Origin of the sequence: Agrobacterium sp. lyk4-40-TYG-31 (assembly GCF_030209855.1) — a bacterium.
Lineage (GTDB): Bacteria > Pseudomonadota > Alphaproteobacteria > Rhizobiales > Rhizobiaceae > Agrobacterium > Agrobacterium vaccinii.
In genome coordinates this window covers 1-24303 of record NZ_JARVRE010000009.1, presented here as the reverse complement: position 1 = coordinate 24303, position 24303 = coordinate 1, and the positions used below count along the sequence as shown (strand labels likewise).

The window sequence follows — 24303 nt, the reverse complement described above, 5'->3', positions numbered from 1 at the left end:
GCTCAACCCTTTGCCGTAACGTCTGCGGAAGTTGGATTGGCCTCCATCAAACCGCCGCTTGGTTTGTTAAGATCAACAACACTACCGTTGATCTGGGTCGGCCCGGAGGCCGTGAAGTTGAAATGCGTACCGAGGATGATGACGGTGCCGTCTTTTCTCATTATGAATTTCGACGCACCACACTCGATGACAAACTCTTCTCCCACAATGGTTTTTTTGAATTTCCCGATATTCTCCAACGAAGTATGACCGACGTTGGAGACTTTGCTGACGCCAATCTGCTCAGTTTGTGCGACCCCGACGGACGTTGATTGGAACGACCCGATGATCGTGTTCATGATGCCAGAAAGAGGAAAGAGACTGGAAGCATCGGTTCCAACACCCGTACCGGAACCAGCAAGGGCTGTGCCTGCGTCGGAACGGGGGCTGGGGCCTGATACCACACCCTCGCGGGACGACATGCCACCAGCGCCGAGGAAGCCAAGTGCTGATGATGCAAGCGTCGTGGCAAAGGCCGCAATGCCGGGACCGCCGCCTCCTGCGATCTGTGCTGCTTGACTGAGCAATCCTGCTGTCTGACCTGACAGCGCCTGCACACCTGCCATCGCCATCATCGCCATCGGGCCCGTACCACCAACAACCGTATTCACCGAGCCGCCGATCTCATGCTTTTGGTTGCCGGACACTTCGACAGCACGGTTGCCGCCGACGGAGGCCACCTCGTGTCGGTCGATGCGTTTGGTACGGTCGTTCAAGACACGCGTCGTCTGGTCCTTCTGGGCGTGGAAGAACTGGTTCTCCTTGCCCGCCTCGTCCTCGAAGGTAATTTCGTTAAAGCCGTCGCCCTTGTGGGTATTGGAACGCAGGACCATGCGGGTCTTGTTGGCGGGCAGATCGTAAGGCACCGAGTTTTTTGGGTTGTTCACGACACCGGCCACCAATGGCCTGTCGGGATCACCATCCACAAACGCAACCATCACCTCCATGCCAATACGCGGAATGACTTGCGCACCCCAACTTCCTCCACCCCATGCCTGACTGACCCGTACCCAGCACGTGTCCGTGCCATCCTTTTTGGCCTTGCGGTCCCATGGAAACCACAGCTTGATGCGGCCATATTGATCCGGATGGATTTCTTCACCCTCAGGACCCGCGACGATGGCCACTTGTGTGCCCTCGATCTTCGGGCGCTTGGTCGTGCGATGGGGGGTGAGGGGCACGCGGGCGGGTATGGCCTCGAAAGCGTTGCGGTATTCCGGCTCGTTGCTGTTGGTCTCGTAGGAGCGATCCACGATGGTGTGGCTGGCCCGGATGATCACGTGCTCTTCGTATTCGTGCTCGGGGTGTGCTTCCTCGTAGGGCGTGAAGCGGCGACCTGCTTCCAGAATGCGGGAGGTGGAAGCACCGAAGACGCGGTCGTGATCGGCTTCGATGGATTGTGCCCGCAGCTTCTGCGCGCGCTCTGCCTCTTCCACTGTTTTGATGCGGGCGGGGTATTCGTAAAGCTCGCGTTTCGTCGCATCCGGCATCTGCACCAGAGACGGCGTCATCGTACCCGGCACCATGCCCGGCGTTTCGAAATTCCAGTCGGCCCCGGCGCGCTGTCCTGGCACATAGGAAAAGCGGCGTGCCCAGTCGTTGATGTGGTTGCGGTCTGCGGAACCCTGTGCCAATCTCACTCGGCCTTCGCCCTGCGCAGACGGGGATGGTCCCAGCCATCCATTGGCAGTATCGGCCACATGCAGCTTGTGAAAGCCGTCTTCGTGCGAAAACCAGTAAAAAAGACCGTCCTCTTCGAAGCGCCGCAAGAGATAGTCGAGGTCGGTCTCGTTGAACTGCGTGCTATAGTGTTGTGCAGGCGGTGGTTTGATAATACCCGACGTATCCGGTGCTGGAATGCCATGCTCGGAAAACAGCTTTTCGGCGATCTCGATGGATGTCTTGTCCATCCAGATGCGGCAGTCTGAACGGCGGGATAGCAACCACATCTGTGGGCGAATGGTCATGGCGTACGAACGCAGACCACGAGTAATTGGCGGCCCTTCATGCAGATCTGTCACGAGACCGTTGAATGGCCGGCGGATGCCGCCACCTTCTCCATCCCCTTGGCTCACCTCAATCGAGACATCGACCAGACGACCGATCAACTCCTCCGGCTTGACCGCTTCCTTTTTGGCACGGACATTCAGCTGGATTTCGAAGAGCTGCGATACGCCTTCATTGATGACCATGCGTTCGGGCAGCAATTGATCTTCGCCGAGCGGCGACTTGACCTTCAAAACACGGCTGGCCTGAATGAAATCGGCGGACGATGGCTGCTCGGTCATGGGACACCCCGGTGATCGGATGGGATAAAATATCAATCAGCTGTCAAAATCTGGACGGAATGCAATCAATCATTGTGGCAAAACCAAGGAGGTGTTGCCGTTTGTACAACCAGTCAGGCGAAAAATCGTTCCTCAGTCCCAAACACGCCGTAATCTGCCAGCTAATTTTACAAAAGACGGTTTGGAAACGGAATGGACTCATGGCGCTAGTTGATATGCACAGCACCTTGCCCAAAAAACGGACGAAGGCCCATAGCCCCACGACAAAGCACGACGCTGAAGGATACGGCCTCCATCGAGAAGAGGCCAATGAACGGCGCGGTGCCAGCTGGTGGGTAAGTCTCAGACGGCGCGGACACAAGATCGTGCGGCTCTTCAAGGACAGCATCTATGGTTCAAACGAAGCAGCCTACAGAGCCGCACGTTACTATCGCGATGCCATCATTGCCGCCATTCCCCCTGCCACCAATCACGAGCAGGCGGTTCTCCTGCGCAAAACCAACCAGAGCGGCATTTCTGGCGTGCGCCGGATCAAGAGCCGTGAGGGCGACGCGTGGCAGGCAACGCTGATGACAAACTGCGGTCAGAAGCGCGAGAACTTTTCCGTGTCGAAGTTCGGTGAACCTGCAGCCAAATCCATGGCCATTGCCCAACGCCGCAAATGGCTGGCCGATCTGCCCGTCACGCATCTGGCTTACGCCCATCACGCAGCCGAAGTGGCGCAGGAGCATTTTGCCGCCGACCTCATCCCCGTCAAAGACGTCATGCCGGAAACGCACCTAACGCACGACGAGATCGAAACCCGCATCAAGTCGATTAACGATGACTTCGATAACGCCCGACCGAAGCGGCTGCGGGTCCGGGTTAAATGTTATCACGGCAACACGCTCTCGGTATTCGTATCCGATGCAGGCAAGCCAGCCAAACGCAAGCTTGTGCAGATCAACACACGAAAGCTGGACAAGGCCGAAATGCTAGCTGCGGCAAGGTCGGTGGTCGAGGCGACGATTACTGAGTTCTACGATTCTGACGTAGCACGGTGGTTCATGGACGCGCATGGCGACAATCTGCTGACCGATAAGCAATTCCATGTCAGGCAGGGGTTCAACGTGCTGGTGTTTCTTCCAACCGAATTTTGTCCGCACTGATCAAAGTCATTACGCCCTAGAGGAGGCTATCTACTGATCCATCGTACGCGAGCAGCTGGAAAATTGCCAAAAGGCCTGTAGCGCTCCGTTCAGATCAGCGTTTATGACCGTTCCTTTATCTTCCGTAATTGTCAGCTTTTTGCCGCTCTCCATGCTGTCGATAAAATCGTTGTTAAGCCCTGAGAAGCTGTGCCATCCGAAGTAGTCATTCACGACGCCTTCCGAAGTGATCGGCGTGTTGCTGTCTACTTTCCATAGCGTCTTGACGCTGCCCGAAAAGCCGTTTTCGACGAAACCTTCGAGGTCGTGGCCGCGAGCTTTCATGAAGCCGATTGTGATATCACCCTGCTTCTTCTCTGCATAACAGGTATCGCCCCAGTCCTCCTCGCGCTTGCTGAATTCCCATTCTGACGGTTGGTGGGACGCAGTGTCTTTTTTGTCCGATGCCACAAACGGAGACGTAGGTGAGTTGTTTAGCGCCTCGGGAAATATGCTAGACCCGAGCTTTAGCAATGTCGAATTACAGTCTTCTAAGCCTGCCTTGAAAAGATACTTCTCGCTGCTGTTCAAAACGCCTGCGACCCAATTTGCTTCACTACCCCTAAAGCCCACCGCGATCTGCAAACTACCTCGGTAGTCGTAGATCATTTCTACTGTTTTCTTCACAAACGGAGAGAATGAAACGCCATTAGCGGTTGGATTTAAATGCAACTCTGTTTGTGATGCCGCCACGGCGGAATATTCGAGGACCCCTCCGCCATAAATACCAAATCTTACTTTCGTGGTCTCACCCACGGGAAGCTTCCAACCGGTTTTTTCTAAAACGATTTCCGGCACGACCTCATCAAGCGATACAAGTTTGAAATTTATTGCGATTGCCTTGTCAGCCCAATGAGTCGTTTTCATTCCACAATAGGGTGGGTTGGTCGCTGTCGCGTTGTCAGCATGCAGCCTAATACTCCAGCTGTTGCCGCTATAAAATGTTGTCTCGTTTGCTTGCACTGTTAGAGGTGCCGACAACAGGACGGATATCGCTGCAACTACCGGTAAAATCGAGAATGTACGCATTTATTGAGCAACCTTTTTCCGCTTTGCCGAGCGCCACGTGAAAAAGCCCATGATCGCCAGCACCATGGCGATATAGCCCCAAATCGTGATGTCGCCGAAGTTGCCTTGCGTTGAAGCAAGAAAGGCCAACAGCCCGGCCAGGAAAAACATGATGGCACCCACCAACGGCAGTGCGAACGAAAACGCGCCAGCGATGGCGAACACGAGGCCCACAAGCATTCCAATTGATGCTGCTGCCCCAGTGGCGCTGTCATTCATCAATCCGCTGCCTGCTGTCACCGCACATGATTGCATCAGCACCAAAATGCCCAGAAGCAGGCCGATAATTCCAACTGCGATCTTCATAGTACCCTCTGAGTGAAGTTTGCGAGTCATTGCTCGCTATCGGTTTAATATGGGACTAACAGTCCGTCGATTGTCAAGCCGTGTATATGGCTTTCTGCGACCATGGATGTGCGCAAAACAATTGGTTGGAACTTGAGACGCTTGCGCGTCGAGCAATCCCTGTCGCAAGAGCGTCTTGCGCTGGAGGCAGGCATTGACCGCTCCTATATCGGACGTGTTGAACGAGGCATGGAAAACGTGACCGTCTCCACGCTTGAAGCCGTGTCCAATGTGCTGAAGGTACATGTGTCGGAACTTTTCGCGGCGGTTGAGCCGGGTGCAAAACCACCCCGTGCCCTGAAAGCTGGGCGAAAGGCCCAAGAGTAGCGAACTGATATAGTGATGAGGTTGTTACGGGCTCCATCGCTCGATATTCCTCCGCCCGCATGATGGTGAGCACCCGGCTGGTCACCGCATCGTCGGCAGGGTCGGGCGAGCCGTTCTGCAAATCGCGGTCATAGTAATCTATCTTCCAGAAGAAAACGGTGTCATTGACCGTGACAGCGCCGAAGTCATGCTCGCCATAGGGGTCGTTGCCGGGTGAGAAATCATCAAAGGCCTGCACTGCCTTGAGGACAGTTCGGCGGTCGTGTTCGGCAAGGGCGTTTACCCCCTGCGTGAGTACCACCCGCCTTCCGACCAGATTTGAACGGAAGGCGTCGTTTTTTGTGCGAATGGTTGCGGTGCGTTGAACCGCATCATAATCCGGTGCTTGGCTGAGTGCGCAGGCCATCGCTGATCAAGCCTCGACATAGAAAGGGTGAATGAGGGCGACCTGATCGATACGGCGTGTGAACGCCGGGTCGTCAAGATAATCGCGCCACTGAAGCCGCAGGCTGCCTTCAGCTTTCACCTCTATGACTTTCGCCTCATACCAGCCTTCCAGCGGGCCTTCCGTCGCAAGCACCACGCTACCAACGACGATCTTGTCGAAACTGTCGGGCATGTTTTTCGGGCGCACTGGATGGGTGACGGCTGCTGGTGGTGTTTCAGGCGCAGCGCGTGGTTGCTCAAGTCGTTCGCGTTCTTCGTCAGAAAGATGGGCTGCGATTTCGTTGTAGAGGTCCTGCTTGACGAACGGCACGAAGGCTTTGCCGCTGTCGAACAACTTGCCCTGCGGGAGTCGGGTCAAAAACGACCTGACGTCATCGGTCTCCACCTTTAGCGCAAACATTCCCATCAGTGCGGCAGCTTTTTCGGCTGGGCGAGTATCTGTCGCGGGGAAGAACGATGCATGTGGCTTTCGCTTATCGTCGCGGCCCAAAATGATGACCGGGCAAGGCAGGGTGATGGGTGAAGCAGCATTGTTGGTTGCGATGTTCATGTTTTCAGCTCTCCAAATAAGAAGAGGGGCCGCAGTGGGCCCCTCGTGCTGACAAAAGCGCCAGTGTATAACGTTATAGCATTACACTAATAGATTGTCAAATTTGTAAACCCCCTCCTGAGTTGCAGTGCTGATCCGCTTACACGGTTTGACCGTTTCCCGAGCCAGAGCTGAGTCGCTCTGCAAAGCGGCAATTGACGATTTTGGCCTGCCATATGGGAGGCTTTGCTGTAGCGTGCACATCAGTACGGCTGGATGACAAAACAGAAACAACGACAGTGACTTTCATGGCCTCTATGCCCACTATCTGGACCGAAATGGTGTGAGTTTCGCAGACGGTTTGCGCGGTGATCGCGAAGATCACCGTGCGAATAATCACACGCCTACACATCTGACTTAGATATTAGCGACTTGCACGCCCTCCGCGCTGCTTTCAGCGATTTGTCGCGTATTTCCATGCCCTCTCCGCCAGCAACCATAAGAGACTTGAGGGACTTGTCCGATAGAGCCGACAATGCTGCCAACAACTTACCGGTTCGAATTTCACGCTTGTTCGGCTTTAATCTCGGTGTAGTGAGGGATTTATCACCGTCACCCGATGGGACGTTGGAGCGGCGAGGATAATACGGGTTATACTCGCTTCGAGGGCTTTTGGATAAATAGGCGATCTCAGGCTCAATGTTATCAGGACGTGCCTTACGGTAGTGGAAAGGTAGCCCGTCCGGTTGAAACGCGACCTCAATAGTGTTTGCCGCGCTCTTGAGCTTCTTCAGTGCCTTTTCATCAAGGTTCCAGACCATCACGTGAGCGTGCCACGACAGCCAGTCTTCTTGCGGCGTTAAAAAAGCGACTCTCGAGAAATAGGCCACCTCGATCATACCGATGTAATCTGCGCCACCTAAAACTGATGCAATCCACTTGCAGTGGTCAGCCAAATCGTAGGCCTCGTGGCCGTCCACCTTGACTGCATGCAGCTCGGAGATCAGCGTTACGAAAAATACTGCCCGTGTATGGTTTTCCTGAAAATGGGATTGCAGGTTACTGGTTAAACTCTCTGCGATCTGAATCCGTGAAATCAGGTTTGCAGCATTCAGGTCTTGCGCTGCGCGCAATTCCAAGGATTTCCGTAGCTGATCACTGACTTCTGGTTTCCACGAAACCAAATATTGCCTAATCTTCTGATCCAGACTGAGTTGGCCGATGCGAAGTTCCTTCAAGCTTCGCACCGGCGGTCTACCGTATTTCTTCTTCTTGGGTTTCATCATTCACCTCCAACAGCAGGCAAACCTCTCCGTTCAGGCGATGGGGTTCACCTACTGTGTAATTTGAATTTCGGGTTGTCATTCATGTTCGGGGGGGTGGGGGTGTACTACATATGCCCCCACCCAACGTCTGCGGCTACTTGCCCTTGGTTTTCGGTGTTGCAGGTTTCACGACACCAAGCTTCTTGAGGGACTTTTCGCTGAGCTGTGTGATCTCCAACGACATCGTCGGGCCTCCGGCATCGATGATCTCGAATTCGCCCTTCAAGGTCAGGCGTCCACCTTTCTGCATGATGAACGTCGATCCGTCCGATGGGATCAGCTTAATGGAGCGGGTCGTTGCAACCTTACGCTTGGCGCGTGTTTCTGCTGCCCGTTCGCGCTTTTCGGCCTGAACCTTTTTCACGTAGTTTTCGATTTCGTCGCCTGCGACGTCGTCGTCCCAAGCCACCTTCAGAAGTTCGTGAAACTTCCTCACCCTATTACCGTTGGCGTCCTTATTGAATCCCACTACGAACCTAACGGCAAACTGCAACGCTTTTTTACGGGACTCGTCCTTCGGCTGCGGTTTCGACGAAATTGGCACCCAATCGGCATGTTCACAAAATATCTGCCAGTCATCCACGTTGGTGCGAAGATGATAAGCAATCAGATACAGCTTCACCGCTATGTTACGCGCAGTATCCTCATCGAGGACGGCAAGCGTTCCCGACGTCCTACGGAGTTTGAGGAGCTTGTCGGCTGGCGTCTTTTTCGGTTGCTTCGCGGTGGGTTTAGGCATCACGACCCTCCTCCTCAAAACGGCGGATAAGATCGTCGATATCCCGAGCTCTATATGCTGATGAACGAGGGCCGCCCAGCTTCACAGGTTGTGGAAATTCACCTGAGCGCACCTTGTTATACCAAGAGGACTTGCTGATAGGGATCGGACCATTGGGCGCTAAAATATCTTTTAGGCGATAGAAGCGATGGGATTTAAGCAATTCGTTCATTTGGTGACCTCCATTTCATGTTGTGGGGGCCAATTAAATGAACAAGGATTTGATGGATGTCGTCACATAATTCTTATTTTATTTATGTCACTTTGTCCTGCAAGTCTATCTTACGAGCTGAGAGCCACTTCTTAATGCCCCTTCGCAGCGTGATATTTCCCGGAGGATTTTCGTAGTTTTCAGCATAAAAATCGCCGAGCATTATCATTATTACTGAGAATATTGGAATCGTTGATAGGTCGGGAAAAAATGCGTCCAGCGTCTCGAAAAGTTCTTCGTCCGGAAATTTTTTTGGGGCACCCTTTGACTTTCGCTCGGGGGTATCTGTCGAGTAAGGAAAAAGCCGCTCAAGATCTGCGATATCAAAGTATACATTAATGCATTCGTGGAGCTCACAGATTATATTCCGCCGGTTTCTAAAGCCTGAAATTGGGTAATCATCTATGGTAGTAATTGTTCTGAAGTATATGTCCTTTTGTTTATCATCAATCTCAATTTTGCTGTGGCTACCTGCGCCATAAATCGGAATTTCCGAATTTTTCTTTAAATTTTTTTCTTCGAAATTCATGAAGCAAAATTTTGTATCGTTCCGTTCAACTACTTCGTACAGTTTTTTGTCGTATTTGGCATCACCAAACAATAAAGAATGAGCAAAAAGCTCTTCACTAGTGTATCGATGGTTTATATGCGTAAGGTAGGACATGCTTTTTTCGAACGCATAACATTCGTCTGATATTGTAGTTTTTACTGCATCCGCATGTCCAGGCAGGCTTTTGCTTTCTATGGCTTCCAGCAGTTTTTGCTTACCTTCTTTCCTGTACACATCCTTGGCACGCTGCAGGGCTCCCCGAAGCGACATTCTGGTTGTCTTTACATTTGAGGATGGAAAGGTGATTTTCGGGCTTGGTATTTTTTGGGGTTCACCACTGGAAGACATGTCCCTACTCCCTTAATGATATACCTTGTTGAAACAACCGGGTCACACCCTGTGGCAGGAATTTCAGCTACTCGCTTGTCAGCGCTACTACAGTACACAAAAAAATCCAATACGACGTGATTGTCAAAACGGTATTTATTTCGGTATTTATTTATTTATATGATCGAAAAATAAAAGATTATAAGTATTTAGAGGTTTATTTCGATTCCCTTCACCCGCTCCAGTAACTTTAATGAAATTTCGCGCCACTTTTGTCAGGTGCGGTTTTTAGCCCGCGCTTCGGCAACTTTACGGCTCATATCTAGACCGTCACCACGGCTGTAGCGTTTGGTCATCTTTGCGGTCGTATGCTTGGCCAACTCTCTGGCTGCTTCAATCGACTCTGTTGCCTCAATTGTTTCAGACACGGCGCTGGCGCGGGAATACTTACATTCGAGGAGACGCCAGCCGCATTTCTCACCTTTCTGAATTTTTTAGCGTAACGATTTCCGCGCTGATGCTAGAACACATAGTTGTGGTCGGGCAAGTTCAGAGAGTCTTGGTCGATTTTGCGTAACGCGCCAATTGATATCGGCGCGCGTTGTGCCGAAGCCATCGTCAAGGGTGATTGCCTATTCCAAAGGGCTATATTCGGCCGAGGCAAAACTGAAAAATGTAAAAACTTCAGCCACGAAGCGTTTATCCCAAATTCAAGTATATTTCCAGCTTCCAGGCGTCGCGAGTGGTTCTGGCATCTGAATGGAACCTTCCAGTGCGTATAGACTAAAATCATCAATTCGAACTGGTGAGCGAAAGAAATCGTTGCCAATCAATGGCATAAATTCCAAGAGGTATGGAAGAGAGAATTCGAAATCTGCATCTATGTTGTCGCGCATCTCCAAAACTCTATCAACGTATTGCGAATATTTACACAAATACAGGGCGGATTGAGGAACTAAGTCTTGATTATTTTTATAATAATCAGAAGATGAAAGAAAGACATTGCGTGATATTTCATCCAATCCCTTGATGTGGTTGCTTGGCTTCAGAAATGTGTTGCGTCCTTCCGATGCGAATAAGATTGAAGGATTTGCTGCTGCGAGCTCGACAAGGTCTGCTAGTGGTGTTCTCCCCAGAAATGCTTCGGGCACGCGGTCGCATTGCTTGTCCTCCCAAAACCCTGACATCCCGTGCTGGTCGAGCGACATTTGCACAAAGTATGCGAGTGACGCTTTAGACGGTGGATTATCGGTCGATATCAGGGTGGAAAATGCAAAGTTTTCTTCGCTAGTACTTGGACCGGTCCATGCTTCAGCAGTGATGAAAACTTCGCCCCAAGGATACTCAAGTGTCAACGACCTTAAACGTTCAGTGAATTTTTCACTGTAGCTTTCTATCATGGACTTTTGGAAAAACGGTTTACTAAACAGGTCACAGTCGATGAATTCGCAAAAGCTTTTACCAATGAAGTAAAACCGAACTAATTGATCTGACGTATCGGGATATATTTCTGCTTTGAGGTCATCTGACTGAACATGTTGACAAACATCAAAAATAGCTTTCTTGGCAAGAGGAAAAATACCTACATGTCCCTTATCTATGTCCAGCCTCCTCAAAATTGCATCCTCTATAAACGTGATTGCCGGTGCCAGAACGGTGGTTGGCCCGTTCTTCGGTCTACTATTATAACTTGTTTCAAATCTCTTACCCAAACTCCATCGGAGCGATTTGGATTAAGTCTTTCAAGTTTGCGATAATAGTCCCTGATGGACCCCATTTCCGGATTGGTATGCATTACGAAATTCTGAATTTGACCTTTCTCAATCGCTGTCCATCTGGTTTACCGCCGCCGTTTGATCAAAGGTCTGGTGTTTTCTGCGGCTGATTTCTAACGAAGGGAAAGTCGCTTTCTACAAGGCGCTGGGTGCCTTCCCGCGCATGATTTTTCCGGCTTTTCCTTGAGGGGTCGTCGAGCATATCGATCTAGTAACCCCGTTTCTGAAGAGCTTTTCGCTTCACCGACCTTTCCAATGAGTTTACCTACGTTGCTAAGCACTGGGTTATCATCGCTTTAGCAGGACGAAGCGCAGCATATTGCGATGATATATTGAGGAAATTCACTACGCGTCGCACCTCGATTTTTTGCGTGTCAATACGAAATTTTAACTTTTCTCACTTTTCCGGAACAAAAGGCGTAGGCCTGACGTTGGTATTCCAAATAGAAAAAAGGAATTACCGATGTCTATTCTGGTAAAACTCGTTTCTGTCGTTGCAGTGAGCATTGGTTTCTCGACAGTTACTACAATACCTGCTCACGCCCTCAGCATCATCTCTCCTGCCTATGAAGGCCAAGCAGAAGCACAAGGTTCCGACTATGGCAACGCGCCCGTTGCCTTTACAGGCGGTGTTGCGCAGAGCGCCAATTCCAGCGGTTTGTCTCTGTCTGCCCAGGAAATCAAGCATGTTACGTGGTGTGCGAAGACATACACATCTTACCACGCAACTGATAACAGCTATCAGACCAAGCAGGGTTCGCGCACGGAGTGCCGCTCACCATACTGAGTGAAACGAAAATTGCGTTTCCATTTATACTTTTAAAAAACTATATTTTAATTAGAAATTTACTTAGTTATTCTTGGCGGTCGGCTTGTGCGGCGTCTTGTTCCAGACGAATGGCTTATATCGTAGTTCATAGACAGCTCTCCATGCTGCCACCGAAAGCAGAAGCCAATAAACCGGCGTCGCAATCCATCGTCTTCCTACCATGCCCCGCTCGTGGGCGATCATTGCACGCGTGCCCATCAGCAGAAAAATCGCGTAACTTGCCGCCATGTTGAGCAGATCGACACCCGCCAGCGCCAGCTCGGCGTGAGATAGCGCGCTTGGCCCCTCCAGAAGAAGAGTCTTGCTGACCATCAAAAGGTAGATGATGAAAATCGGATGTGTCAGCGACGAGAGCAGCATACCGCCGATCAAGAGGTGGAACACCGCATAGGCTTTCCACCCCATCTCCTTGCCCACGTTAAGTGGCGATCGCATCATCACCAGCCAACTTTGAAGCCAACCCTTGAACCAGCGGCTGCGCTGCGCCAGCCAAACCGAGAGATCGGTCGGCGCATCCTCCAGCGTCTGGTAGCTGATGACATCGGAGTAATAGCCAAGCCGGTAGAGCCGCATGCCCAGATCGGCATCCTCGGTGACGTTGTAAGGGTCCCATGCACCGACCTGACGGAGGATCGATGCGCGAAAATGGTTGGACGTGCCACCCAGTGGCAGCGGCATTTTCATACGCGCCAGCATTGGCAGCATGCGCCTGAACAGGGCGGAATATTCCAGCGAGAAGGATGAGGTCATCCACGAGACATGCGCGTTGCTGATAATCAGCGGCGCCTGCAGGCAGGCCAGCTTGTCGCATCCATCGCGAAAACGCGCATAGGCTTCGCGCAATTGCTTGGGGTGCGGGCGGTCTTCGGCATCGTAGATGGCGATGAATTCGCCCCGTGCTCCGGCAAGAGCGTAGTTCAGAGCCTTCGGCTTGGTCCGTGGCAATGAGGGAGGGACGGTCACGATTTCGAATTGTGGACCGGGACGCAAGCGCTCTATCGCCGCGATGGTCGAGGCATCGTCCGCCTCGCAGACCAGCTTGATATCGAGCCTGGATTTTGGCCAGTCCAGCCGGTTCAGCGCCGTGATCAGTTGCTCGACCACAGCTTCCTCGCGGTAGAGCGCCACCAGTATCGTATAGACGGGCAGGGGTTCGTCTGGCGATTGCTCCACCAGCTTCAACGTTCGTCGGTCGGGCTTCGTGCGCAATGGCACCAGCCGGAACAGAATGGCTGCCATATAAAGCGCCGCTGTCAGAATATGCAGTAGTTGAAGGGTCATATCAGGCGAAATCAGGATCAGGCACGCCAGCAACGTTGCGCCGACACCCAGCAGAAATCCCTGTTTTCCGTGCAGCGTGATCCGTGCCGAATAATGGGGTTTGGCATCGAACAGGGAATTCACCGTCTGGCGTGTACGCCGATCTGCGCCGACCTCCCAAACGGCTTTTCGCAGCGCCGTTGGTGTCGTCACGACGATGTTCTTGCCGAAATCGGGTGACGTCTCCAGCGCCTGTTTTAGCCGTTCGATGCTGCCCACGTCCGGCACCATCGCGATGTAAGGCGCTGCGTCTTTGGGAGACAGGCGTACCATCCGCGTGTCCAGAAGCTGCACGTCCAGCGAAGGCGTGTCCACCACCAGACCACTGTCCAGCTCTGCCAGAAACGGCAGACGCAAAAAGCGCGCAAAAGCACCGAAATAGGCGTCTTCTGTCACCGTTCCGCTCTGCAACAGCTCCGCCTCGAAGGTGGAACCGTTGCGAAGGGCGCGAGCGGTAAAGTCTTCTATGTAGGGCTTGCCCAACCCCAGTGCTTTGAGAAATGTAGCCGCGTCGCTGTCTTGCGACGGCCCGTCCAGAAACGGAAGGAGGTCGTCCTCGAGCCTGTCGAGTGCGACAATTTCACCCTTCACAAGCATCGCTTTTTGCGATTCTTGTGTATACTCGTCAAAACACAACATACGCTACCCGCCACCGTTGAGGTGGAGCCCCTAATTCCCCAGCCGGATCATATGCATGCGCTCTTTGGTTGCAACCTTGAAAATTACGGGGATTTTGGTTTCCGCCATCACCGCGTCGTTGTTTATTGGCACGCATTCTGCCGTTGCAGACGGGCTGGTGGAAAATGGACGCCTTCCGGTGTTGTTCGATACGCAGGAGCGTCTGCCGGGTGCCGACCTCTCTACCATTCCGCGCGTTCGTTTCCTGATGTCGGTGGATTTTCCGCCCTTCAACTTCACCGATCAGGATGGCCGTCTGGTCGGCTTCCATGTCGATCTCGCCCGTGAAATCTGCGCGCAATTGAAGATCGAAAACAAATGCCAGGTTCAGGCTTTGCCGTTCGATGAGCTTGAGGCGGCTGTCGAAATGGGCGAGGGCGAGGCTGTCATGTCCGGCATCGCGTCTAGCGCTGATCTGCGCAAAAGTTTCAGTTTCACGCGTCCCTATACGCTTCTGCCTGCCCGTTTTGCGGTGAATAAGGCGATGAAACTCGAGGGGCAATCAGCCACTGCGCTCTCTGGCAAAAAGGTCGGCGTTGTCACCAACTCCCGCCACGAAGCCATGCTCAAGGCATTTTTCCCGGCGGTTCTGGTCAATGGATTCGATGGTTACGAGCCGATGTATGAGGCACTGAAATCCGGCAAGATCGACGCCGTCTTTGCCGATGGCCTGCGCCTGCCGTTCTGGGTTGCGGGCACGGCATCGAATGGCTGCTGCGTAATGTTCGACGGCCCCTATATGTCTGACCGGTTCCTGGGCGAGGGGCTGTCCATCATGACGGTCGATCCTGAAAACAAACTCGTTCCCGCCTTCGATCAGGCGTTGGCTGCGCTTTCGCGCAACGGCCGTCTGGAAGAAATCTATCGTAGGTATTTCCCTTACGGAATGTTTTGACGCAACCTACTGGCTCGCCCAGATGATGCGCGCCATCCACTCCACATCCGCCAGATCGAAGCTGCGATTGGGATGTTCTGGATTGAGCGAAAAAAGCTCGATTGTTTTGGCGGTCTGGCGGGCCAGCACCTTTGCCATGACTTCGCCATCCCGGCTTTTGACAACCACACGGTCGCCCCGACGCACCTGCGCGCCCGGCTCCACGATCAGCACATCGCCGTCGCGGTAAAGCGGCATCATGCTTTCGCCTTGTACTTCCAGTGCATAAACGCCAACCTTATTGGCGGGGGAGGCGGGGAAATCCACGACATCCCAGCCTTGGCCTGCGGGAAAACCACCATCATCGAAGAAACCACCGGAACCGGCCTGCGCAAAGCCCAGCAGCGGAATGGCGCCCGTCTGCAGTGGAAAATTGCTTTCGGGCAGCGTGTTTCTGTCCGCATGGTTCAACACATAGCCAAAAAACTGATCGACAGTGGCCCCGGTCGCCTCCAGCACCTTGGACACGGACTCCGTGGAAGGCCAGCGCTGGCGTCCATCCGGCCCCAGCCGCTTGGATTTGTTGAACGAAGTCGGGTCCAGCCCTGCTTTCCGCGCCAGCCCGGAAGGGGTCAACTGGTTACGGTCCGCAAGCGTATCGATCGCACTCCAGATATTATCGTGTGACAGCATGGTTCAACGGTCCGGATGGAGCGGCGTCGTCACGCGGCTCGCTTCAGTATCTGGCGAAATTTAACCAAAGACGCTCGAAGAGTAAAGTCGTAAAAGGAATAAAATCCTCAATGATCAGGCCACCAGTGTCGACATATTGATCTTGGAAAGCTGGATCACGGCCTGCGTGCGGCTGTCCACCTTCAGTTTCAGCAGAATGGCAGAGACATGCGCCTTGATCGTGGCTTCGGAAACGCCGAGTTCATAGGCGATCTGCTTGTTCAGCAACCCTTCGCCCAGCATGCCCAGAACCCTGCTTTGCTGCGGCGTCAGCGTGCGCAAGCGGTGTATGAGGTCGGCCATGTCAGGGTCCTGCTCGTGGCCTGACTGACAGGATGCGGGTATCCAGACGTCGCCCTCCAGCACGGCACGAATACCGGCGCGCATGTCTTCGATGCCCGAGGATTTGGAAATGAAGCCGGACGCGCCAAGCTCGATGGCACGGCGCATGGTGGCAGGGTCGTCGGTGGCCGAGACGATGACGATGGGCAGGCTGAAAAACTCCGCCCGCAGCGCCATCAACCCCGAAAACCCGCTGACGCCTGGCATGGCGAGGTCCAGCAGCATCAGATCGGCATCGGGCTGCTGCCCTGCGGCGGCCTTCGCCGCTTCGAAATCGCCCGCTTCGATGATGGCGTTGTCGCCTTCCAGCCCCGTCACCGCCTGGCGAAGCGCGCCGCGAAACAGGGGATGATCATCTGCAATGATAATGGTGAGTTGTGACATGCAGCGCCCCCTCCCAAAGGCATTTCATGTGCGTCCCATATTTGGCGCAGAACAGTTGGCCGTCAAGCGACCGCAATCCAAATCTAAATCAAGAATTGCGTGAAATGCGGCTGCAACACAAGCCTTAGATTGTATGCAGCACCCCTCAGGTGCCATCTACACGCAAAATTCTGTGTGAAGCGATGGACAAGGACCCGCATTTGCGGCAAACCGCCCGCATATGAAGGAGACGCCGCATGAGTGAAACGCCCCCGATTATCAATCAGGTCATTTACAAGATCGTACCAACAGACCTTTGGCGGGATGCGAAGGAAGCGGGTGTTTTCAACGGCGCAGCCATAGACCTCAAGGATGGTTATATCCATTTCTCCACTGCAGCCCAGGTCAAGGAAACTGCGCTCAAACACTTCGCCGGTCAGGACGATCTTCTACTGGTCGCCGTCGATGGTGGCGCGCTGGGTGACAAGCTGGTGTTCGAAACCTCACGCGGTGGAGATCAGTTCCCCCATCTTTACGCGCCCCTGCCCTTGAACGCGGTCCTTTGGGAAACACCGCTGACACTTGATGATGAAGGCGCCCACCAGTTTCCGGAGATTGCATGATGAGCGGAATTTTTTCCTCGATCGGTCGGCGCGGCCTGTTTCTGATAGACCCGGAAGTGGCCCACGGCATGTCGATCACCGCCCTGCGCTCCGGCTTCATCCCCACCTGCATGGTGCCGCATGATCCGCGCCTGCAACAGACGGTCGCTGGCCTTGTCTTCCCCAACCCACTCGGCATGGCAGCGGGTTACGATAAGAACGCGGAAGTGCCCGGCCCATTGCTGAAACTCGGCTTCGGCTTCACAGAAATCGGCACTGTCACGCCACGCCCGCAATCGGGCAATCCCAAACCCCGCATCTTTCGTCTCGTGGAGAACGACGCCGTCATCAACCGCCTCGGTTTCAACAATGAAGGCCATGCAGCAGCACTCGCCCGCCTCATCGCCGCTGGTCTGCGCGGCCTCGTCGGCGTCAATATCGGCGCCAACAAGGATAGCGAAGATCGCATTTCCGATTACGTGAAGGGCATCGAAACCTTCGCCTCCGTTGCTTCCTATTTCACGGCCAACATCTCCTCGCCCAACACGCCGGGCCTGCGGGACTTGCAGGCACGCGACAGCCTGTCTGCCCTGTTGAAAGCAGTCCTCGCGCAGCGCGACATCGAGGCGGCAAAGCTCAATCGCCCGCTTCCAGTCTTCCTCAAGATCGCACCCGATCTGACCGAGGAAGGGCTTGATGATATCGCCGCCGAAGTGCTGGCGCATAATCTCGACGGCCTCATCGTCTCCAACACGACGCTGTCGCGCGATGGCCTTCGACCCGGCCCCAACAATCATGAAACGGGTGGTCTGTCCGGCAAACCACTCTTCGATCTCTCCACCACAGTGCTTGCCAAAATGCGCAAACGCGTCGGCCCTGATCTCCCCATCATTGGGGTCGGTGGCGTGTCATCGGTGGAAACCGCGCTCGAAAAAGTCCGCGCCGGTGCCGATCTCGTGCAGCTCTATTCCTGCATGGTCTATGAGGGGCCTGCTCTACCGGGCCGCATCGTGCGGGGGCTTTCCACCTTGGTGGAGCGCGAGCGGGTTGGGAATATCAGGGAGTTGCGCGATAGCGCGGTGGACCGCTGGGCCGAACGGACGATTTAAGCGCTATCTACCGTCATGCCGGGCTTGACCCGGCATCCAGCAGCCACGCGTCTGCGTGGCGGAAGAGTCTTTCGCGATCAAGGACTTGATCGCACTGGACCCCGCATCAAGTGCGGGGTGACGGCAGAGTGAAACTTGAGGCCTTTAAACCCAACCCGTCACCGACACAGCACCATAGCCCAATAAGGCCGGTTCTTCGCCGCCGCATCGTAAGCAACCGCCACACCCAGCCCCCCGTAATTCCCCAGCATATTCTCCAAATGGTGCGGAGAGCTAATCCACGCCTTCACCACGCGTTCGACCGTATCCTGCCCAGCCGCAACATTTTCAGCGGCAGGCAACGGTACGCCGCCGTCCTTCATGCGAATGAGGAAACTGTCGGTGAGGCCAATGAGATGCGCCATTTTCTGCGCTTTCACCATGCGGTTGGCCTGATAGGCGGCGGCCTGCTGCGCCGCGCTGTTGGCGGACAGCGTGGGTAACCCCTTCGAGCGGCGAAGCTCGTTGACCATAGGCAAGGCCGCAGCTGTCTCATCGCGCGTGCCGGAGGCCACGCCCTTGTTGGTGGGCGTGGAAACGCAGGCGGACAGTGCAGCACCAGCGGAAACCAGCACGAAGCCGCGCCGGGAAACGGTAAGCAGGGAATGTTGGGTCATATCAGCGGCGGAAGCTCAAAAGGCGAAGGATGATGAAGACAGGCACGACGATAACGGCACCCGCCAGCAGATAGTCGCCGATGCTGCCCAGAGCGCGGAAGCCGCTGTGCCAGAGGTCGAGCACAAAATTTCTGACCCCATAGATGATGTTCCACGGTGTCAGGCCGAAGACAGCCATGACGAAGCCGACGATCAGCGATACGACCAGCAACTTTATGATCGTGCGCGCTACGCTGTCACCCAGCACCTTATCCACCTCACCGGCCATCTGCAAAATCTCCTGAATTCAGCCAAGACATAGAAAGCATGGTGCCTCTATGCAAGCATTGGCGCATTATCAGCGCCATATTTGCCGCTGCCATGAAATAGGACTTGAGTTTTTTTATGGCCTGATGAAAGACAGCCCATCTCTTTCAGGAAAGCGTGCATGGCCCCACACCAGTTTTCGTCCGGCGATGCCATCGCAGACCGGCGCGCAAATTACGCCCGCATGCTGGCGGAAAGCGCAGATCACGCCGCTGCTGCCGAACTGATGGAGCAGGCGCTGGAACTCACCCCAACATGGGCTGCCGGTTGGGTGCAGTTGGGAGACTATTGCGATAGAGCGGGGCAGAGGGACAAGGCCATAGCCGCCTATGAAACCGTTGATCGCCTGGACCCCGAGGGTATCTTCGCAGCCCCCCTCAAACTCGCCGTACTCGGCGCTGCCGAAACGCCGGAACAACCGCCCAGTGCCTACGTCGAAGGCCTCTTCGATGATTACGCCGACCGTTTCGAAACCTCGCTGGTCGAAAAGCTCGAATACAGCGTCCCGCAGAAACTGGCAGCGTTGATCGAAACCGCAAGACCAGGTGGCGACCAATTCACCTGCACGGTCGATATCGGCTGCGGCACCGGTCTGCTGGGTCTCGAAATCCACGACTGGACACAACGCCTCGAAGGCTTCGACATTTCCACCAACATGCTGGCCAAGGCCGAAGAAAAGGGCATCTACCACCGTCTGGCGCAAGCCGATCTTTCGCTTGCCGCAGAAACATCCGGCCTCTTCGCCGATAACCTTCCCCATCACCGCGCAGATCTGGTCGCAGCCGCCGATGTGATGATGTATCTTGGCAGTCTGGAAACCGTCATGCCGCTGGTCTTGGCGCTGCTGGCACCCGGCGGAACCTTCGCTTTTTCGGTGGAAGATGCAGGAAGCGAAGAGGGCTTCGTCCTCCAGCCATCCCTGCGATATGCCCATTCGGAAGCCTACGTCCGCGCTTTGTTGGACGCATCCGGCCTGCAAACGCTGGACACCCGCAAAACCACCATTCGCAAGGACGCCGGAAAACCACTGTCCGGCATTCTGTTTCTTGCCAGAAAAGCCGCCTGATCTTTCCGTTTCTTGCTTTTTCTCGATAGGTCAGCCTTGCTTACATATCGATATTGAAACGCTGCCTTTTGCGTTGCAAAATAGAGCCTGTTGAGCCTGTTGAGCCTGTCGATAAGACGATACGGCGATGTACTCTCATAAATAATTACCGTTCATTTCGGGGTAGCGCGCATGGCATTCACGAGAAGCGTTTATGGCATGTGGAGTGCCGATCCGGCCAAGCATGCGCCGCTGGAAGACATTCAGGGCATCGTCACCGGAAGCATCGTGTCGGCGCTCGGTTTCTACCTTCTCGCCAAGGTCGGCCTGCTCACCGGCGGCACGGCGGGCGTAGCCTTTCTTCTGCATTATGCCTTCGGCATCAGCTTCGGCCTGCTGTTCTTTCTCGTCAATCTTCCCTTCTACTACCTGTCCTTCCGCCGCTTGGGCCTTGCCTTTTCGCTCAAAACCTTCATCGCCATCGGCCTCGTGTCGGTGCTGACGGAACTGGAAAGCCGCTGGATGGTGGTGGAAAGCATCAATCCGCTGTGGGCAGCACTGCTCGGCGGTCTGCTCTTGGGTTACGGCCTTCTGGCGCTCTATCGCCACCGCGCCAGCCTCGGCGGCATCGGCATTCTCGCCATCTACATTCAGGATCGTTTCGGCATCCGCGCCGGTCTCATCCAGCTTGCCTTCGATATCTGCGTCATGATTGCGGCCTTTGCCGTCATCAACCCCGAAACGGTGCTCTACTCCATCGTCGGTGCCTTCGTGCTCAATCTCTTCCTCGCCATCAATCATCGGTCCGATCGCTATATCGTCGTGCGCTGATCTCTAAGGCCTTCTTTTTCGCCCAGGTTTCACTACTTTAGGGCAGTGAAACACACAGAGCCTCCCATCTCCGGCGTAGACGTCGGCACCTTGCCTTTATCCTTCCAGAAATGGTTCGGCGAAAAAGGCTGGAGCCCGCGCGCCCATCAGCTGGAATTATCCGCCCGTGCGCGGTCCGGCGAAAACATGCTGCTGATTGCGCCCACCGGTGCGGGCAAGACGCTCGGCGGCTTCATGGCATCGCTCACCGATCTGGCAGAGCGGGGCAAGGTACCGCCAGGCTCGGCCTTCGTCGGCGTCCACACGCTCTACATCTCGCCGCTCAAAGCCTTGGCCGTCGATATCGAGCGCAACCTGATGAAGCCGGTGTCGGAAATGGGCCTACCCATTTCGGTGGAAACCCGCACCGGCGATACGCCGCAGTCCAAACGCCAGCGCCAGAAGCTGAAACCCCCGGACATTCTGCTGACGACGCCGGAACAGGTCTCGCTGCTGCTTGCCAACAAGGAAGCGGAACGCTTCTTCAAGGACTTGAAATATGTGGTGCTGGATGAGCTGCATTCGCTCGTCACCTCCAAGCGTGGCCATCTCCTTTCGCTGGCCATTGCCCGCATCCGCAAACATGCGCCCGCCATGCGCACCATCGGTCTTTCTGCGACGGTGGCAGACCCGATGGATTTGCAACGCTATCTCAGCCCGCAGACAGAGGGCGAACCCACCGCCGGTCTCATCACTGTGGATGGCGGTGCAAAGCCTGACATCGCCATTCTCGGCACGGAAGAGCGCATCCCCTGGTCCGGCCATTCGGCCCGCTATGCGATGCAGGATCTCTATCCGGCCTTGAAAGCGCACAAGACGACGCTGATCTTCGTCAACACCCGCTCGCAGGCCGAGCGCATCTTTCAGGAACTCTGGACCATCAACGACGACAATCTGCCGATTGCGCTGCACCACGGCTCGCTGGATGCGGGTCAGCGCCGCAAGGTGGAAGCGGCGATGGCGGATAACAAGCTGCGCGCCGTCGTCGCCACCTCCACGCTCGATCTCGGGATAGACTGGGGCGATGTCGATCTCGTCGTGCATGTCGGCGCGCCCAAGGGTGCCAGCCGCCTTGCCCAGCGCATCGGCCGCGCCAATCACCGCATGGATGAACCGTCCAAGGCCATTCTCGTGCCCGCCAACCGCTTCGAGGTCATGGAATGCCGCGCGGCACTCGATGCCAACTACATCGGCGCGCAGGATACGCCGCCCATTGCCGAGGGCGCGCTGGATGTGCTCGCCCAGCATGTGCTCGGCATGGCCTGCGCCGAACCCTTCGACGCCGATGACCTCTACCGCGAAGTCACCACCGCCTCGCCATACGCCGATCTGCCGCGCGAGACCTTCGATCGCATCGTCGATTTCACCGCCACCGGCGGCTATGCCCTGCGCACCTATGAGCGTTACGCCCGCATCCGCCAGACGAAGGATGGCCTGTGGCGCGTGTCCAACCCGCAGGTTGCCATGCAATATCGCCTCAACCTTGGCACCATTGTCGAGGCGGCGGAACTCAATGTCCGCATGGTCAAACGCAATGCGAAGGGCACCATCGGGCGCGGCGGCATGACGCTCGGCAAGGTCGAGGAGCATTTCCTCGAGCAGCTGGTGCAGGGCGATACGTTTCTCTTCGCGGGCAAGGTGCTGCGCTTCGAAGGTATCCGCGAAAGCGAATGCCTCGTCAGTCAGGCCTTTTCCATGGACCCGAAAATCCCGTCCTATGCGGGCGGCAAGTTTCCGCTCTCCACCTATCTGGCAGATCAGGTCCGCTCCATGCTGGCCGATCCCGCCCGCTGGCATGCCTTGCCGGATCAGGTGCGCGACTGGCTGGCGATCCAGAAGGAGAAATCCATCATCCCCAAACGGGATGAGCTGCTGGTCGAAACCTTTCCCTTCCGCAAACGCTTCTTCATGGTCATGTATCCGTTCGAGGGGCGCTTGGCGCACCAGACACTTGGCATGCTCCTGACCCGGCGGCTGGAGCGGGCAGGGGCAAAGCCCATGGGCTTCGTCGCCACCGATTATTCGCTGGCCATCTGGGCGCTGGAAGATATCGGCAAACGCCTGCAGTCCGACCGCCTGTCGCTGCCGGACCTGCTGGACGAGGATATGCTGGGCGATGATCTCGAGGCATGGCTGGACGAATCCTTCATGCTCAAGCGCACCTTCCGCAATTGTGCGATCATTTCCGGCCTCATCGAGCGCCGCCATCCCGGCAAGGAAAAGACCGGGCGGCAGGTCACGGTCTCTGCCGATCTTATTTATGACGTTCTTCGCAGCCATGAGCCGGACCATATCCTGCTGGAGGCCACGCGTCGCGATGCCGCAGCCGGACTTTTGGACATTGGCCGTCTTGGCGATATGCTAAGGCGAATCAAGGGCCACACCACCCATTGCGCTCTGGAGCATGTTTCGCCGCTGGCCGTTCCGGTCATGATGGAAATCGGGCGCGAAACGGTGCCGGGCCAAGCCTTGGACGATGTGCTGGCCGAAGCTGCCGACGAGCTGATTGCGGATGCGATGTCATGATGCATCCGCCCGCGAATAATGAAGGACAAAACCGAAACGTGCTGAGCCGACTTGCCCTGAGCGACAAATTTGCCACCGGCTTCGAATGCCTCGGCTCGGAAACCGCCATCAACGGCGTCGCCGGCTGGTGCGATCCGTTGGGCGGGCTGTACCTGCCGGACCTGTCGCTGCTGGTCGTCTCGGATCTCCACCTGGAAAAAGGCGCGGCCTTCGCGCGGCGCGGGCGTCTCCTGCCGCCCTACGACACCATCGCCACGCTCAAAATCCTGTCCTCGCTGATCGCCCGCTACGACCCGAAGATCGTCGTCAGCCTCGGCGATAATTTCCACGATCGCATCGGCTCGCAGCACCTGCCATTGCCCTTGCGCGATCTCATCAAGGAGATGGCGAAGGGCCGCGAGTGGATCTGGATCAACGGCAATCACGATCCCGATGGTACGGTGGATTTGCCGGGATCTTCCAGCGATGAAATGTTCTACGGCAATCTCGTTTTCCGGCACGAACCGAAACCGGGCGCATCCTCAGGCGAAATCGCCGGCCACCTCCACCCCGCAGCCACGGTACGCCGCCGTGACAAATCAGTGCGCCGCCCCTGCTTTGCCACTGACGGAACCCGCATGCTGATGCCGGCTTTCGGCGTGTTAAGCGGCGGCCTGGATCTGCGCCACAAGGCAATGAAGGGCCTGTTCGATCATTCGGCGCTGGTTGCGCATCTGCTGGGGCGGGACCGGATTTATTCGGTGCGGTTCGGGAATTTGCTGGGGTAAGGATTGCGGGCGGTTGGCCGCAGAGTACGCCGCTCACCCCCCTCTGTCCTGCCGGACATCTCCCCCTCAAGGGGGGAGATGTCCGGCA

General features: G+C 55.4%; 24 protein-coding genes and 1 pseudogene. 10 read left to right on the top strand and 15 right to left on the bottom strand.

Annotated elements, in window-relative coordinates; all coding sequences use genetic code 11:
- Window positions 1-2: 2 nt before the first annotated feature.
- Window positions 3-2327, bottom strand: a complete 2325-nt coding sequence (tssI, locus tag QRN55_RS16940) for a type VI secretion system tip protein TssI/VgrG (protein WP_284777591.1) — start codon at window positions 2325-2327, stop codon at window positions 3-5.
- Window positions 2328-2527: 200 nt separating this feature from the next.
- Here tssI and QRN55_RS16935 point away from each other — a divergent pair, with 200 nt between their 5' ends.
- Window positions 2528-3475 (top strand): AP2/ERF family transcription factor, encoded by a 948-nt coding sequence (locus tag QRN55_RS16935; RefSeq protein ID WP_284777590.1) that lies wholly within the window; start codon window positions 2528-2530, stop codon window positions 3473-3475.
- Between the two features lie 30 nt (window positions 3476-3505).
- On the opposite strand, the gene QRN55_RS16930 is transcribed toward QRN55_RS16935, so the two are convergent.
- Together QRN55_RS16930 and QRN55_RS16925 are read right to left on the bottom strand one after the other, a co-directional pair.
- A complete protein-coding gene (locus QRN55_RS16930; RefSeq protein WP_284777589.1) occupies window positions 3506-4543 on the bottom strand; it encodes a hypothetical protein in 1038 nt (345 codons plus the stop codon).
- Window positions 4544-4888: a hypothetical protein gene (locus QRN55_RS16925; RefSeq protein ID WP_284777588.1), complete on the bottom strand. Its 345-nt coding sequence runs from the start codon at window positions 4886-4888 to the stop codon at window positions 4544-4546.
- 102 nt (window positions 4889-4990) lie between these two features.
- On the opposite strand from QRN55_RS16925, the gene QRN55_RS16920 reads away from it, so the two are divergent.
- On the top strand, window positions 4991-5254 hold the full coding sequence (locus QRN55_RS16920) for a helix-turn-helix domain-containing protein (RefSeq protein WP_284777587.1): 264 nt from the start codon (window positions 4991-4993) through the stop codon (window positions 5252-5254).
- Between the two features lie 58 nt (window positions 5255-5312).
- Here QRN55_RS16920 and QRN55_RS16915 read toward each other — a convergent pair.
- The 7 genes and pseudogenes from QRN55_RS16915 to QRN55_RS16885 all read right to left on the bottom strand — a co-directional run.
- Window positions 5313-5660: pseudogene (locus QRN55_RS16915) on the bottom strand (DUF3768 domain-containing protein); the annotation flags it as partial.
- 6 nt (window positions 5661-5666) lie between these two features.
- Entirely contained in the window at window positions 5667-6251 is a 585-nt protein-coding gene (locus QRN55_RS16910; protein ID WP_284777586.1) for a hypothetical protein, read from the bottom strand.
- A gap of 383 nt (window positions 6252-6634) precedes the next feature.
- Window positions 6635-7513 (bottom strand): hypothetical protein, encoded by an 879-nt coding sequence (locus tag QRN55_RS16905; protein WP_284777585.1) that lies wholly within the window; start codon window positions 7511-7513, stop codon window positions 6635-6637.
- Window positions 7514-7649: 136 nt separating this feature from the next.
- Window positions 7650-8294 (bottom strand): hypothetical protein, encoded by a 645-nt coding sequence (locus QRN55_RS16900; protein WP_284777584.1) that lies wholly within the window; start codon window positions 8292-8294, stop codon window positions 7650-7652.
- Window positions 8287-8505 (bottom strand): helix-turn-helix transcriptional regulator, encoded by a 219-nt coding sequence (locus tag QRN55_RS16895; RefSeq protein WP_284777583.1) that lies wholly within the window; start codon window positions 8503-8505, stop codon window positions 8287-8289. The genes QRN55_RS16900 and QRN55_RS16895 overlap by 8 nt, the downstream gene beginning before the upstream one ends.
- Window positions 8506-8587: 82 nt before the next feature.
- On the bottom strand, window positions 8588-9442 hold the full coding sequence (locus QRN55_RS16890; RefSeq protein ID WP_284777582.1) for a hypothetical protein: 855 nt from the start codon (window positions 9440-9442) through the stop codon (window positions 8588-8590).
- A 689-nt stretch (window positions 9443-10131) separates the two neighbouring features.
- Window positions 10132-11133 carry a hypothetical protein gene (locus QRN55_RS16885; RefSeq protein WP_284777581.1) on the bottom strand — a complete coding sequence of 334 codons (1002 nt, stop codon included), beginning with the start codon at window positions 11131-11133 and terminating at the stop codon, window positions 10132-10134.
- A gap of 526 nt (window positions 11134-11659) precedes the next feature.
- On the opposite strand from QRN55_RS16885, the gene QRN55_RS16880 reads away from it, so the two are divergent.
- Window positions 11660-11983: a BA14K family protein gene (locus QRN55_RS16880; protein WP_284777580.1), complete on the top strand. Its 324-nt coding sequence runs from the start codon at window positions 11660-11662 to the stop codon at window positions 11981-11983.
- 63 nt (window positions 11984-12046) lie between these two features.
- Here the strand turns inward: QRN55_RS16880 and QRN55_RS16875 are convergent, their stop codons facing one another.
- Window positions 12047-13942, bottom strand: coding sequence for a glycosyltransferase family 2 protein (locus QRN55_RS16875; RefSeq protein WP_284777579.1), 1896 nt, complete (start codon window positions 13940-13942; stop codon window positions 12047-12049).
- Window positions 13943-14039: 97 nt separating this feature from the next.
- Between QRN55_RS16875 and QRN55_RS16870 the strand changes: the two genes are divergently transcribed.
- A complete protein-coding gene (locus QRN55_RS16870) occupies window positions 14040-14918 on the top strand; it encodes a transporter substrate-binding domain-containing protein (protein ID WP_284777578.1) in 879 nt (292 codons plus the stop codon).
- 6 nt (window positions 14919-14924) lie between these two features.
- On the opposite strand, the gene QRN55_RS16865 is transcribed toward QRN55_RS16870, so the two are convergent.
- A complete protein-coding gene (locus QRN55_RS16865) occupies window positions 14925-15590 on the bottom strand; it encodes a S24 family peptidase (RefSeq protein ID WP_284777576.1) in 666 nt (221 codons plus the stop codon).
- A gap of 114 nt (window positions 15591-15704) precedes the next feature.
- Window positions 15705-16355, bottom strand: coding sequence for a response regulator (locus tag QRN55_RS16860; RefSeq protein WP_233122506.1), 651 nt, complete (start codon window positions 16353-16355; stop codon window positions 15705-15707).
- Window positions 16356-16591: 236 nt separating this feature from the next.
- Between QRN55_RS16860 and QRN55_RS16855 the strand changes: the two genes are divergently transcribed.
- Both QRN55_RS16855 and QRN55_RS16850 read left to right on the top strand, forming a co-directional pair.
- Window positions 16592-16957 carry a DUF952 domain-containing protein gene (locus QRN55_RS16855; RefSeq protein ID WP_284777575.1) on the top strand — a complete coding sequence of 122 codons (366 nt, stop codon included), beginning with the start codon at window positions 16592-16594 and terminating at the stop codon, window positions 16955-16957.
- Entirely contained in the window at window positions 16957-18045 is a 1089-nt protein-coding gene (locus QRN55_RS16850; RefSeq protein WP_284777574.1) for a quinone-dependent dihydroorotate dehydrogenase, read from the top strand. Before QRN55_RS16855 ends, QRN55_RS16850 begins: the two co-directional genes overlap by 1 nt.
- Before the next feature lie 158 nt (window positions 18046-18203).
- Here QRN55_RS16850 and QRN55_RS16845 read toward each other — a convergent pair whose 3' ends face one another.
- Together QRN55_RS16845 and QRN55_RS16840 are read right to left on the bottom strand one after the other, a co-directional pair.
- A complete protein-coding gene (locus tag QRN55_RS16845; protein WP_284777573.1) occupies window positions 18204-18701 on the bottom strand; it encodes a CAP domain-containing protein in 498 nt (165 codons plus the stop codon).
- A gap of 1 nt (window position 18702) precedes the next feature.
- Complete coding sequence (locus QRN55_RS16840; protein ID WP_045229877.1) at window positions 18703-18969, bottom strand: DUF6460 domain-containing protein; 267 nt, start codon at window positions 18967-18969, stop codon at window positions 18703-18705.
- Between the two features lie 159 nt (window positions 18970-19128).
- Between QRN55_RS16840 and QRN55_RS16835 the strand changes: the two genes are divergently transcribed.
- From QRN55_RS16835 to pdeM, 4 genes are all read left to right on the top strand, one after another.
- Window positions 19129-20073, top strand: coding sequence for a class I SAM-dependent DNA methyltransferase (locus tag QRN55_RS16835; RefSeq protein WP_284777572.1), 945 nt, complete (start codon window positions 19129-19131; stop codon window positions 20071-20073).
- Window positions 20074-20271: 198 nt separating this feature from the next.
- Entirely contained in the window at window positions 20272-20883 is a 612-nt protein-coding gene (locus QRN55_RS16830; protein ID WP_284777846.1) for a YitT family protein, read from the top strand.
- 45 nt (window positions 20884-20928) lie between these two features.
- Window positions 20929-23448, top strand: a complete 2520-nt coding sequence (locus tag QRN55_RS16825; protein ID WP_284777571.1) for a ligase-associated DNA damage response DEXH box helicase — start codon at window positions 20929-20931, stop codon at window positions 23446-23448.
- 38 nt (window positions 23449-23486) lie between these two features.
- Window positions 23487-24215, top strand: coding sequence for a ligase-associated DNA damage response endonuclease PdeM (gene pdeM / locus QRN55_RS16820; RefSeq protein WP_284777845.1), 729 nt, complete (start codon window positions 23487-23489; stop codon window positions 24213-24215).
- Window positions 24216-24303 lie beyond the last annotated feature (88 nt).